14 protein-coding genes are annotated in these 12,337 nt (G+C 55.0%); 10 read left to right on the top strand and 4 right to left on the bottom strand.

Going from position 1 to position 12,337, the window contains the following annotated elements:
* The first annotated feature begins 5 nt into the window (after nt 1–5).
* Together pyrD and ACTG27_RS06085 are read left to right on the top strand one after the other, a co-directional pair.
* Nucleotides 6–1,016 (top strand): quinone-dependent dihydroorotate dehydrogenase, encoded by a 1,011-nt coding sequence (gene pyrD / locus ACTG27_RS06090; protein WP_429075186.1) that lies wholly within the window; start codon nt 6–8, stop codon nt 1,014–1,016.
* Between the two features lie 90 nt (nt 1,017–1,106).
* The gene (locus tag ACTG27_RS06085; RefSeq protein WP_429075188.1) at nt 1,107–1,643 is read left to right on the top strand and encodes a cell division protein ZapC; all 537 of its coding nucleotides are present in this window, start codon (nt 1,107–1,109) and stop codon (nt 1,641–1,643) included.
* Here ACTG27_RS06085 and ACTG27_RS06080 read toward each other — a convergent pair.
* Complete coding sequence (locus ACTG27_RS06080; RefSeq protein ID WP_429075190.1) at nt 1,631–1,774, bottom strand: hypothetical protein; 144 nt, start codon at nt 1,772–1,774, stop codon at nt 1,631–1,633. The genes ACTG27_RS06085 and ACTG27_RS06080 overlap by 13 nt on opposite strands.
* A 249-nt stretch (nt 1,775–2,023) precedes the next feature.
* On the opposite strand from ACTG27_RS06080, the gene ACTG27_RS06075 reads away from it, so the two are divergent.
* From ACTG27_RS06075 to rmf, 6 genes are all read left to right on the top strand, one after another.
* Nucleotides 2,024–2,287 carry a type B 50S ribosomal protein L31 gene (locus ACTG27_RS06075; protein ID WP_005336598.1) on the top strand — a complete coding sequence of 88 codons (264 nt, stop codon included), beginning with the start codon at nt 2,024–2,026 and terminating at the stop codon, nt 2,285–2,287.
* Nucleotides 2,288–2,413: a type B 50S ribosomal protein L36 gene (ykgO, locus tag ACTG27_RS06070; protein ID WP_005336596.1), complete on the top strand. Its 126-nt coding sequence runs from the start codon at nt 2,288–2,290 to the stop codon at nt 2,411–2,413.
* A 139-nt stretch (nt 2,414–2,552) separates the two neighbouring features.
* The gene (rlmKL, locus tag ACTG27_RS06065; protein WP_439979305.1) at nt 2,553–4,730 is read left to right on the top strand and encodes a bifunctional 23S rRNA (guanine(2069)-N(7))-methyltransferase RlmK/23S rRNA (guanine(2445)-N(2))-methyltransferase RlmL; all 2,178 of its coding nucleotides are present in this window, start codon (nt 2,553–2,555) and stop codon (nt 4,728–4,730) included.
* The gene (locus ACTG27_RS06060; RefSeq protein ID WP_043820067.1) at nt 4,730–4,960 is read left to right on the top strand and encodes a glutaredoxin family protein; all 231 of its coding nucleotides are present in this window, start codon (nt 4,730–4,732) and stop codon (nt 4,958–4,960) included. The genes rlmKL and ACTG27_RS06060 overlap by 1 nt, the downstream gene beginning before the upstream one ends.
* Before the next feature lie 73 nt (nt 4,961–5,033).
* Nucleotides 5,034–6,947 carry an ATP-binding cassette ATPase Uup gene (gene uup / locus ACTG27_RS06055; RefSeq protein WP_439979304.1) on the top strand — a complete coding sequence of 638 codons (1,914 nt, stop codon included), beginning with the start codon at nt 5,034–5,036 and terminating at the stop codon, nt 6,945–6,947.
* Between the two features lie 157 nt (nt 6,948–7,104).
* Nucleotides 7,105–7,284 carry a ribosome modulation factor gene (gene rmf / locus ACTG27_RS06050; protein ID WP_005315693.1) on the top strand — a complete coding sequence of 60 codons (180 nt, stop codon included), beginning with the start codon at nt 7,105–7,107 and terminating at the stop codon, nt 7,282–7,284.
* An 84-nt stretch (nt 7,285–7,368) separates the two neighbouring features.
* Here rmf and fabA read toward each other — a convergent pair whose 3' ends face one another.
* The 3 genes from fabA to ACTG27_RS06035 form a co-directional block, all read right to left on the bottom strand.
* A complete protein-coding gene (gene fabA / locus ACTG27_RS06045; protein ID WP_005336586.1) occupies nt 7,369–7,929 on the bottom strand; it encodes a 3-hydroxyacyl-[acyl-carrier-protein] dehydratase FabA in 561 nt (186 codons plus the stop codon).
* Between the two features lie 77 nt (nt 7,930–8,006).
* Nucleotides 8,007–9,983 (bottom strand): Lon protease family protein, encoded by a 1,977-nt coding sequence (locus ACTG27_RS06040; RefSeq protein ID WP_202004588.1) that lies wholly within the window; start codon nt 9,981–9,983, stop codon nt 8,007–8,009.
* A 49-nt stretch (nt 9,984–10,032) separates the two neighbouring features.
* The gene (locus ACTG27_RS06035; RefSeq protein ID WP_439979303.1) at nt 10,033–10,425 is read right to left on the bottom strand and encodes a helix-turn-helix domain-containing protein; all 393 of its coding nucleotides are present in this window, start codon (nt 10,423–10,425) and stop codon (nt 10,033–10,035) included.
* 123 nt (nt 10,426–10,548) lie between these two features.
* On the opposite strand from ACTG27_RS06035, the gene ACTG27_RS06030 reads away from it, so the two are divergent.
* Together ACTG27_RS06030 and ACTG27_RS06025 are read left to right on the top strand one after the other, a co-directional pair.
* Complete coding sequence (locus tag ACTG27_RS06030; protein WP_113739537.1) at nt 10,549–10,800, top strand: hypothetical protein; 252 nt, start codon at nt 10,549–10,551, stop codon at nt 10,798–10,800.
* Nucleotides 10,787–12,322: a replication initiation factor domain-containing protein gene (locus ACTG27_RS06025; RefSeq protein WP_439979302.1), complete on the top strand. Its 1,536-nt coding sequence runs from the start codon at nt 10,787–10,789 to the stop codon at nt 12,320–12,322. Before ACTG27_RS06030 ends, ACTG27_RS06025 begins: the two co-directional genes overlap by 14 nt.
* The last annotated feature ends 15 nt before the right edge of the window (nt 12,323–12,337 follow it).

The following is a 12,337-nucleotide window of genomic DNA, read 5'->3' as shown; positions in this document are numbered from 1 at the left end:
CAAAGATGTTGTACCCCATCGCCAGGCATTTCCTGTTCAAACTCAATCCGGAACAGGCTCACGATCTCTCCATGAAATATTTGCCCCGCCTTCTCGGTACGCCACTCGATTGTTTCTTCCGCCAGAATTTGCCGAAACGCCCCGTCACTGTCATGGGGCTTTCTTTTGCCAATCCGGTGGGATTGGCGGCCGGTCTGGATAAAGATGGTGAGTGCATTGACGCGCTGGGCGCCATGGGATTTGGCTTTATCGAAGTCGGTACCGTCACCCCCAGACCCCAGAGCGGCAATGACAAGCCGCGCCTGTTCCGGGTTATTCCGGCAGAGGGGATCATCAACCGGATGGGATTCAACAACAAGGGGGTGGATCATCTGGTGGCCAAGGTAAAAGAGGCCAAATATCAGGGGGTCATCGGCATTAATATCGGCAAGAACAAAGATACTCCCATCGAACAGGGCAAGGATGATTACCTGATCTGCATGGACAAGGTTTATGATCATGCTGATTATATTGCCGTCAATATCTCTTCCCCCAACACCCCGGGGTTGCGTTCGCTGCAATATGGAGAGGCGCTGGATGAATTGCTGGCAGCCCTCAAGGTGCGTCAGCAAGAGCTGGCCGCCCAATATAAAAAGTATGTGCCGCTGGCGGTTAAAATTGCCCCGGATTTAAGCCTTGAAGAAATAGATCAGGTGGCCGCTTCGTTGGTACGGAATGGTATTGATGGGGTTATTGCCACCAATACCACCCTCGAGCGCGAGATGATTTATGACATGCCCCATGCCGGTGAAGCGGGTGGCCTGAGCGGTCGTCCTCTGCAGCACAAGAGTACCGAGGTGATCCGTCATCTGGCCAAGGCGCTCAATGGTGCTCTGCCAATTATCGGGGTGGGTGGTATTGATAGTGCCATGGCCGCCCGTGAAAAATTGGCCGCCGGTGCCAGTCTGGTACAAATTTATAGCGGCTTTATTTATAAAGGGCCGGGGCTGGTCAAAGAGATTGTGACCAATATTTAAGAAATAGATGGCGGAGCCCTTTATTTGACGTTGCTGATTTCCTGCATATGGAATAAAGTCAACTGGTAATTATCAAGTAAGGGCTCCAACATGTTTATCCAACCGACCGATAGCTGGCAATGGCACTATGATGCCCAGAGTGACCGTCTGATGTTGGACCTGTCTGATAACATGTTATTTGCGACCGAGTATAAAGGGCGGCAATTGGTGCCCAGCTCGTTTACGACCCAACCTTTTTGTGTCGATGATGCCGCCCTCTATTATCAGTTGATGGATAAAGCAGCCGAACTTGAGTGGAGTATTCCGCATCAGGTTCAGTTGGTGCTTAATGCCATCGCGGTCAGTCGCTTTTATAAACCTCTGATGCCGCAAAGCTGGTTTTTTAGTGAACAGCATCCGCAAGTGATCCCGCAAAATGGTGATCTGGTCCTGATGAATACACCCCATGGCAACGGCGAATTTATGGTCATTGAGGCAGGGGAGCAGGCTAGCGTCTGTTTGAACCTCACTGCCGATCTGGTATTGACCACCAGTAAAACCTTGCCGCGTTTCGGGGTGATCAAGGTGATGAATAACCGGATGAAACCGCGTATTATCGTGACCGAGCAATATCGTCAGGTCAGTTGATATATTTTCATCAATCGTTTTATCTCTGTGATTACACCGCTGCCTCTTTTTACTGTGGTCACCTCAATCGCGCCTCGTTTCTGATACTTCATTGATCCGCAAACATCTTGCCCATTCTCATTGATCTTCATGGTTGTGATCCAGCCTCTCTTGAGGCTTGTTACAGTCACTTGCACCTTGTGTTCTAACCCACGCAGTATCTTGGTCTTCCGTGCTGCAAGCATGGTGTCTCATTCTTGTTTCGTTCTGCTTGTGTAGTGCCTTCACCTCAGCATCAACACATCACTCACTGAAGCGATTTTCTTCATACGACATTTTATGCTTGAAACGAGAGCTATTCTCACTTACATTTTGTTATAACATAACAAAATGGAGTTGCTATGAAGCCTCATATTCATCCTGATTATCGTTTGGTGCTGTTCCATGACACGGCGGCAGATGCCTTTTTCTTGGTCGGTTCAACCATCAAGAGCGATCGCCGCTATACGTGGCAAGACGGGAAGGAGTATCCCTATGTATCGCTCGATGTTTCCAGCCAGTCGCACTCGTTCTATACCGGCAAGCAGAAGCAGGTATCGAGCGAGGGGAGTGTGGCCCGTTTCAACAAGCGCTTTGGTGCATTTTCAAGCAAGAAGGAGTCCTGAATGCAGGTCGTTTGTTCACTCAAATCCGCACGGGCGCGTCATCCCGATTGTCAGTTGGTGCGCCGTCGGGGCAAATTGTTCGTGATTTGCAAAAGCAATCCCCGTTTCAAGGCTCGTATGAAGTGATCCGCTAAATGATGTCTGGCCCCATGATCTCGCCATCGGGTAGTCATGGGGCCTTTTACCTTTTCGCCACCTATCAATCTGTTTCCATCCTGCTGTTTGCGCCGACTTTTGCATGCTCCAGCCCGCCTGATGAGGTATAATGCGGCACTATTTTTATGGGTTCCCCGTGAGCGTGATGAAAGAATTTTTTGCAACCTGCCCCAAGGGGCTGGAAAACCTGTTGGCCGACGAGCTGACCACCTTGGGCGCAGAGCAGGTCCGTGAGACCGTGGCTGGCGTCCACTTCAAAGGCGAACTGGCGATTGGCTACAAGGCCTGCCTGTGGAGCCGTTTTGCCTCCCGTATCGTGCTGGTGCTCTCCGAATTCCAGATGAACGACGATCTGGATCTCTATCTGGGCGCCCACACCATCCCCTGGGAAGAGCACTTCTCCGGTACCTCTACCATCGCGGTGGACTTTACCGGTACCAACCCTGCCATTCGCAATACCCAATATGGCGCGCTGAAAATCAAGGATGCCATCGTCGACCGCTTCACCAAGCGCGGTCACGTGCGTCCGGACGTGGACAAAAAGTCGCCGGATATTCGCATCATGGCGCACCTGGGCAAAGGCAAGGCCAATATCACGCTGGACTTGTCAGGCCCGGCGCTGCACCAGCGTTTCTATCGTCAGGGCACCGGTGAGGCGCCCCTCAAAGAGAACCTGGCCTGCGCCATGATTGCCCGTAGCGGCTGGGCCGGTGAGCCCATGATGGACCCGATGTGCGGTTCCGGTACCTTGCTGATTGAAGCGGCCTTTATCGCCGCCGACATGGCGCCGGCGCTGCGCCGCGAGCGCTTCGGTTTCGATCGCTGGCTGCAGCACGATAGTGAGCTGTGGCAGAGCCTGATGATGGAAGCGCAAGTGCGCGCCAAACGCGGTATGCAGCGTTGTGAAGTGAAGCTGTTTGGCTGTGATGCCGACCAGCGCGTGCTGCTCAAAGCTCGCGACAACGCCAAAGCGGCCGGTGTGGCCCACCTCATCACCTTCAAGCAGGCCGATGTCACCAAGCTGGAAAACCCACTGCCGATGCCGACTGTGGAAGGGGAGGCTCGCCAAGTCGGTATGCTGATCTCCAACCCGCCTTACGGCGAGCGTCTTGGCGAGTTCCCGGCGCTGCTGGAAGTGCATCAGGCCCTTGGCGATGCTCTGCGTCGCAGCTTCCAGGGTTGGAAAGTCTCCATTCTTTCCGCATCCCCCGAGCTGCTCAGCTGTCTGCGCCTGCGCGCCGACAAGCAATATCGCCTGTTCAACGGCGCCCTCGAGTGTCAGCTGCGTAACTACCAGATCGCACTGGACTCCGTGGCTTCCCAAAAAGAGGTGGCGCAGGACTTTGCCAACCGTCTGCGCAAGAATCTGAAAACCCTCGAGAAGTGGGCCAACAAAGAGGGCATCGATTGCTATCGCCTCTACGATGCCGACTTGCCGGAATACAACGCTGCCATCGACCGCTATCAGGACTATCTGGTGGTGCAGGAGTATGCCGCACCCAAAGACATCCCCGCCCAGAAGACCCGTCAGCGTCTGCTCGACATGGTTCAGGCCGCCATCAAGGTGACCGGCATGGACGGCGAGAAGGTGATCCTGAAGGTGCGTGAGCGTCAGGAGGGCAAACAGCAATATCAGAAGCTCTCCGAAGAGCAGCACCGGATGGAAGTGCAGGAGTACGGCGCCCGGCTGTGGGTCAACCTCTACGACTATCTGGATACCGGCCTGTTCCTCGACCACCGTCAGACTCGCCGCATGCTGGGTCAGATGGCCAAGGGCAAGCGCTTCCTGAACCTGTTTGCCTACACCGGTAGTGCCACCGTGCACGCAGGTCTTGGCGGTGCCAGCGAAACCACCACAGTGGACATGTCCCACACCTACCTGAACTGGGCGCAGGACAACATGCGTCTCAACTCGCTGGTGGGCCGTCAGCACAAGTTTGTGCAGGCAGATTGCCTGAAGTGGTTGTCTGAAGCCGATGAGCAGTACGACCTCATCTTCATCGATCCGCCCACCTTCTCCAACTCCAAGCGGATGGACGAGAGCTTCGACGTACAGCGCGATCACCTGCTGCTGATGCAGCACCTGAAGCGCCTGCTGGCGGCGGACGGCACCCTGGTCTTCTCCAACAACAAGCGTCACTTCAAGATGGATCTGGCCGGTCTCGAGGCCACTGGTCTCAAGGCCCAGAACATCACCCAGAAGACGCGACCGAAGGATTTCGAACGTAACCAGCACATCCACAACTGCTGGATCATCACCCATTCACCGGAGCAAGGCGAGGCGTGATGCTGACCCTGTTTCATACCGACGGTTGTCACCTGTGCGAGCAGGCCTGGGCGCTGGTGGAGGAGGCAGGCCTTGCCGCCGCCACCCGCCAGTGCGACATCATGGATGATGAGAAGTGGCTTGCCGCCTATCGGGTGCGCATACCGGTGCTGCGTGACGAGACGGGCCGCGAGCTCGGCTGGCCCTTCACGCTGGTGGAGCTCAAGGGCTGGGCCGCCCGTCAGGGGTGAGAGTGATTTGACGATAAAACGGGGGCAGACCCAGTCTGCTGCCCGTTTTTTTCATATGAAATAAGGAACACACATGGCTCTTTTAACATTGCACGGCGCATGTCTGTCGTTCAGTGATTTCCCGCTGCTCGACAATGCCGAATTGACCATCGAGCGGGGCGAGCGCCTCTGTCTGGTTGGCCGCAACGGGGCGGGCAAGTCTACCCTGATGAAGGTCATTGCCAGCGAATTGCCGCTGGACGACGGGCGTCTGGTGCTGCAACAAGATTTGAAAGTAACCCGCCTTGAGCAGGATCCACCGGCCTCCAGCGAGCTGACGGTGTTTGACTATGCCGCCGAAGGACTGGCGGGGGTAGGGGAGCTGCTCAAGCAGTACCACCACATCTCCATGGAGCTGGCGAGCGATCCGTCAGACGCCAACATTCGCAAGATGAGCGAGTTGCAAGAGCAGCTCGATTATCAGAACGGCTGGCAGTTCGAGACCCGTATCAGTCAGGTGTTGACCCTGCTGGGGCTGGATCCTGACGTGACCCTCGATAGCCTCTCCGGTGGCTGGCTGCGCAAAGTGGCGCTGGCCCGTGCGCTGGCTTGCGATCCCGACTTGTTGCTGCTCGATGAGCCGACCAACCACCTGGATATCGAAGCCATCAACTGGCTGGAAGATTTCCTCAAGGATTTTCGCGGCGCCATCGTCTTTATCTCTCACGATCGGGAGTTCATTCACAAGCTGGCCACCCGGATCATCGATCTCGATCGCGGCGCCATCACCTCCTGGCCGGGCAATTACGACGAGTATCTGCAGGGGAAAGAGGAGTGGCTGAGGGTCGAAGAGCTGAAAAATGCCGAGTTCGACCGCAAACTGGCCCAGGAAGAGGTGTGGGTGCGTCAGGGTATCAAGGCTCGCCGTACCCGTAACGAAGGTCGGGTACGCGCCCTTGAGGCGATGCGGATGGAGCGTTCCCAGCGCCGCGAGCTGCAGGGCAAGGCCAAGTTGCAACTGGACGAGGTCAATCGCTCCGGCAAGCTGGTGTTCGAGACCGAAGGGCTTGGGCTGGACTTTGGCGATCGCACCCTGTTCAAGGGGCTCGATCTGCAAGTGCTGCGTGGCGACAAGATTGCGCTGGTCGGCCCCAATGGCTGCGGCAAATCGACTCTGATCAAGCTGTTGCTGGGTCAGCTTGAGCCAACCCGTGGCACCGTCAAGGGGGGCACCAATCTGGAGGTGGCCTACTTCGATCAGTACCGCGAGCAGCTCGACCCCGAGCAGACAGTGGTGGACAACGTGGGGGAGGGTAAGCAGGAGGTGATGGTGCGTGGCCGCTCCCGTCACATTCTTGGTTACCTGCAGGACTTCCTGTTCGAGCCCAAGCGGGCCCGTACGCCGGTCAAGGCGCTCTCCGGTGGCGAGAAGAACCGGCTGCTGCTGGCCAAGCTGTTCCTCAAGCCGAGCAACCTTCTGATCCTCGATGAACCGACCAACGATCTGGATGTGGAAACCCTGGAGCTGCTGGAAGAGCTGCTTTCCGACTACCCCGGTACCCTGCTGCTGGTGAGTCACGATCGCCGCTTCATCGACAACACAGTGACCGGCTGCTGGCTGTTTGAGGGGGATGGCCGCATCAGCGATTACGTGGGTGGTTACGCCGATATGATGGCGACCCGCGAACAGCAGAATGCCCAGCAACAGGCCAAGAGTGCACCGGTCAAGGCGCCCGAGCCGGTCGTTGCCGCCGCGCCAGAAGCGCCAAAGAAGAGCAAGAAGCTCTCCTACAAGCTGCAGCTTGAACTGGAAGGGTTGCCTGCTCGTCTTGAGCAGCTGGAAGCTGAGCTGGATGCGCTGCAAAGCGAGATCAACCAGCCTGGGTTCTTCTCGCTGCCGGCAGATAAAACCCAGCCGAAACTGGATGCGCTCAATGCCGCTGAAGCAGCGCTGGAGCAGGCATTTACTCGCTGGGAAGAGCTGGAAGGACTCAAAAATCAGGAGTAAGTTCCCTGTAATTAAAACTTAATCCAGTTCAGTGCCTTGTGTCACATAGCCCGGTTAGGGTGGAAGTTTTTGTTTGACCGAGTGCGCTCGCAGGAGTAAAGATGAAAGCGACCGATGCAGAATTGGTCGCTTTTTTGTTCCACGAAGAGGGTCGTAGATGATGAAGAGACAGAAGCGGGACCGTCTGGAAAGAGCTCGTGCTCGTGGTTATCAGGCTGGCGTGGTCGGAAAACAGAAAGAAGCGTGTCCGTATCAATGCCTGGATGCCCGAGGGCATTGGCTTGGTGGTTGGCGTGACGCCATGGAAGGGCGGGGCTCAGGCCTCTTCATGAAGTAGCAGGTACTTCATCACTCATTACAAAAGGAAAGGGGCCGTTGTGGCCCCTTTGCGTTAATGCTGTTTTACCACCAATCAGAGAGATCAGAATGCGGTGGTATCTTTGAACAGGCCCACTTTCAGGTCGGTGGCGCTGTAGATCGGACGGCCGTCAACTTCGACCACACCATCAGCAATCCCCATCACCAACTTGCGGTTGATGACGCGCTTGAAGGTGATCTTGTAGGTCACTTTCTTGGCAGTCGGCAGGATCTGGCCGGTGAATTTCACTTCACCCACGCCCAGAGCACGACCCTTGCCAGGACCGCCTTTCCAGCCAAGGAAGAAGCCAACCAGCTGCCACATGGCGTCCAGACCGAGACAGCCAGGCATCACAGGATCACCCGGGAAGTGGCAATCGAAGAACCAGAGATCCGGAGTAATGTCGAGCTCAGCCAGGATCTCGCCCTTGCCGTGTTCGCCGCCGTTGTCATTGATCTTGACGATGCGGTCCATCATCAACATGTTGGGGGCAGGCAGCTGACTGTTACCCTCACCAAACAGTTCGCCACGGCTGCAAGCCAGCAGCTCTTCACGGGTAAAAGAGTTCTTGCCCTGTTCGCACAGGGAAAGGCGGGCTTCCATGGTGGTATTGTCTACGGTCACGCGGTATTTCCTTCAAATGGGTCAAAGCCGGGCCAATTTAGCTTACAGTTGTTCGCTAAACAACTCCGATCACTTCATCAGCGGCCAAACAGGCGCCCCAGCAGGGATTGCAGCAGTCCGACTTTGGCAGTGGAGCCGTTCAACTCGTCCAACCGCTCCTGAATACGGCCAAACAGGGTATCGGGCATATCAGGCTCACCGGCGACACAGCCAGTGAGCAATTCGATGGCCTCTTCCACATGATCCACCGGGTGGATGTGGAACTGGCCTGCTTCAACCGCTGCAATCACCTCGTCAGAGAGGTTCAGCTGCTGGATGTTGGTGCCCGGCAAAATGATCCCTTGCTTGCCAGTGATGCCGTGGATTTTGCACACCCGGAAGAAGCCTTCAATCTTCTCGTTCACGCCACCAACGGCCTGCACATTGCCAAACTGATCGACCGCACCGGTCACGGCGAAGTGCTGATAGATAGGCTGGCGGGCGAGGGCAGAGAGCAGGGCACACAAGCCGGTCAGTGAGGCACTGTCGCCATCAATTTCGTGGTAAGACTGCTCGAACACCAGATTCGCCGACAGGGGGGAGGGGTTCTCTGCACCAAATTTGTTGGAGAGATAGCCGTGGATAATCATCATCGCCTTGGCGTGGATATGACCGGCCAGCTCCGCTTTGCGCTCGATATCCGCCACATCGCCATCACCAAGGTGTACGGTCGCGGTGAGGCGCACCGGCTCGCCGAAGTCATAAGGGTGACCGGAGACCTGAATGACCGACAGGCCGTTGATCTGGCCAATCTCTTCGCCATCGGTTTGCAGCAGGATCTGGCCGTCGATAACCCCCTGATCGGACTGCTCAACCAGATAGTTGAGGCGGTAATCCTGCTCTTCCAGTGCGCCGCGAATATGCTCGTCGGTGACCACATCAGATTCCAGCTCCCGGGCCAGACTGTCAGCCACCCGCATGATGGCGGAGAGTTGCACTTCGGAGAGCGACAGCCACTCCTGATGGTCACAGAGGCGGCTGGCATGACGACAAAGGGCGGCGAGGGCGGCTGGCGTGAAGTCCAGCAGACTCCAACGCTGGCGCAGCCAAGCCAAGTACTGCAGAAATTCCTGCAGATCCTCTTCAATATTCACCTCTGACACCAGATCCGCGCGCAGGAAGATGCGTTCGGACATATCCCGATCCAGCATCTGGAACTCGGCCACGTCCAATCGGTCACCGACCAGGATCAGCTTGAGCTTGATAGGGGTTGCTTCAGGCGCGAAGAAGGGGGTCAGAGTTTTCCCTTCCTGATAGGCGTTCCAGTCCAGCTCGCCTTTTTGCATGGCATTTTTCAGTTTGAACCAGAGGTGCGGCTGATCCAGCAGCTCGTCCAGTTGCAAAATGAGGTAGCCGCCGTTGGCTTCGCGCAGCAAGCCGGGCTCCAAAAGGTGCTGGTTGGCATAGACAGAGCCTTGTTCTGTCTGGTAATTGATGGAGCCAAACAGGGTATCCCAGTTGAGATCACGGCCATAAATCACCGGCGCTTCCTGCGCTTCGTGATGGATCAACAGGTTGATCAGAATGGGGTGCTGGAATTCCAGACCCAATGCCACGTGAGCCGCCAGGTCGGAGAGGAAATCATCGATTTTCGGATCATTGTTCTGCTTGCGCATGATGCGGGTCACGATGCGTTCGGCATCGAGATGGTGGCTCAACAGCTTGAGCAGCTCGCCAACCATTTCGCAAAACTCAACGCCGGTGCCCGGTTGCAGGCGCAGCCAGATAGGCTTGTAGGGGTTGTTCAGATTCTCGGTGTAGCAGAGATCAAACAGGTCACCATCCTTGCCATTGGAGTCGGCAATCAACGTTTGGCAAACGCCTTCGTAATCTGCGCCGGGGAACCCGTTAAGCAGCATGACCGGACAGTCACCATCAAAACTGGCAAGACGTTTGATGCCGGAAATGGCTCTGGGTTGAAGCGCAGCAAAGGGGATAGGTTCAAGCTCGCTAAGCTTGGGGAACTGTTCAATCGCAAAAGCGGGTTTTAATTGTTCTGATGTTAATTCAGCCACTTAAGACATCCGGTCGAAGATAGGATCAATTGTTGCCATTATACACAGTTCAATAAGTGGTGACAGGAAACAAGATATATGATTTAACATAATATACATTATGCGCAGTGTTGTCAGGCCCGTGGCTGGGGGTCAGGAACATAGCAACCGCAAGGGCTACAGCCGTGCCTGTGCTTTTTGAGTACCTCGCTAAGATTTCATACCAAGCCTGTTTTAGCTCTGGATTTTCCTCTCTGACGGCGGCAAGGCTTATCATGATTTCTTTAGGGTCTAGACCGATTTCTTCGGCAATCTTTTTTGCTGTCGCATCAGTGAGTTGCGCTTTGCCTTTGGTTAATCTTGAGATGTGAGATTGCGTGAAACCCAAGTCAGCGGCGACTTCCTGAAACTGGGTGTATTTTTTGGCTCTCATGTAGGCTTCAATCAAGGTTTTTGAGTCCATCTTTCTTAACTCCTCAGTTTATCAATGGCCGTATCATAACCATTTTGGCCCTAAAAAGGCCCGTTGTAATTTGCTTGGCGAATTGATCAAATGCACTTGTCTACTAAGCCAAGTGATTAACTCATGACCTACTTTAGCCAACAAAACCTTGATTCGCCTGCTCTCATAGAGCGCAAGGTCTATTGGCAGGCAGAGCCAACCGGTGATTATTCCGCTTGTGTGGCTGGTCAGGTCGAGATGTTCCGTGATCTGCATGAGCTGCGGGTCTATCTGTCCATGACGTACCCCGATACCGTGTTCGAGCTGGTCGAAGTTACCGAGGACACTTGGCAGGGTTTTTATGATCAGGGAGTCTTTTTTGATGACTGGTCATAACCCCGTTAACGCCATGATGCCGATAAATAGCGTTATCGGCACCAAAACCCTGATTGACTATCTGTCTTTCACTTGGGCACCTGTCGAGTTGATCCAGATGAAAGAGCTTGCCAAGCAAGGTGCGCTCTTGAAGGCTATCCCGCGATTTGACACCAAGGTAAAGGCCCTGCAAGCGGCCATTTCTGAGCCTCCTGTCGAGGGTCTGCGTTACCTGTGGAAGCGTCCGGTTGGTTTCGCTCCCCTCGCCCACTTTGACAAGGTGACTGACCGTCTGTGTGACAAGGCCGAACGGCTGGGGGCCTCCCCTGCCCCGACTGTCGGTTATGACAAGACCACCGAGCGGTTGAGCCTTCAGGGTGTGCCAAAGTCCCCTGCCCCTGTCGTTACCCTATCCATGACCGAAATGATGGAGCGGGCGTTGCATTCCAATTACAAGGCCCGTGCTGACATTCGCAAAGAGCTGAAAGCGGTCTGCGCTTCCCTGCTCAAGTTCTCCCAGTTCGAAGTGGTCGAGGGTGCCAAATATTGGGAAGCCTACAACGATTTGATTGACTGCTACGGGGTGCAATTTCTCGATGCCCTGTGCTGCTCTGAGCTTGAACTGTGGCTTGAGGAGCTTAACACCAAGATCGGGGTGCCTATCCCTGAGCCTCGTTTCACGATGCGTCCTCGCCGCTCCGGTTTGCATGGGTATGCCAACTCTGCCGACCTGCTGTGTGATGGCCTCCCCTGTGGCCTGATTGGTTGGGGTGCTGCCAACCATGGGTGTATGGTGAGCTTTTCCGGTGTCGGTTGTGCTGCCCTCGATATGCAGGCATTGCACTCCGTTATCTCTAATATGCCGTCCGTGCGTATCACGCGGGTGGATTTGGCGCTCGATGACTACACAGGCGAAGTGATCAGTTATCAGGGTGCTATTGAAGCGGCTGAATCCGGTGGTTTCCATCCTGAGCGGGGCCGTGCTCCGGCGTGGATGAAAATCGAGTCTGGCGAGTTCGTTATTACAGAGATTGCTAAGGGCATTGCTAAGCGGTTCGGCATGGTGCCAACCAAGGGTTGCTCTTTTTATGTGGGTAGCCGGATTAATGGTAAATGCGCCCGTATATATGAGAAGGGCAAACAAATGCAATCGGAAGAGAACCCAAATTGGGTACGCGCCGAAGGCGAGTTACACAATAAAGACCGGATAATCCCGCTCGATGTATTGATTAATCCCGACCCTTATTTCGCTGGGATGTATCCCCAGTTTGCAAAATGGTTGGATGAAGTGAAGCAATCGGAGTCTGTTCCGGTACGTGTGACCACCTTTAAAAACAAGTTCAAGACCAGTCGGGACAATGCTGTTTTCCATATGTCTCGGATGGCGGGCCGCCTTGTTAATTGGTTAGCAAGTGTTGAAGGGCTTTCCCCTGCAACGATTGTTCACCAATTAACAGCGCATCTTAAGGAAGATGATATTCCGGCGCGGTTAAGAATGCCGCTACCACCCGAGTTTATATCGGGTGAGCATTGTTTAGTTTGACCTATAAATCAGGTT

Source organism: Aeromonas sp. 97A (genome assembly GCF_051919185.1).
Taxonomy (GTDB): Bacteria; Pseudomonadota; Gammaproteobacteria; order Enterobacterales; family Aeromonadaceae; genus Aeromonas; species Aeromonas veronii.
This window is presented reverse-complemented; position numbering and strand designations above follow the sequence as displayed.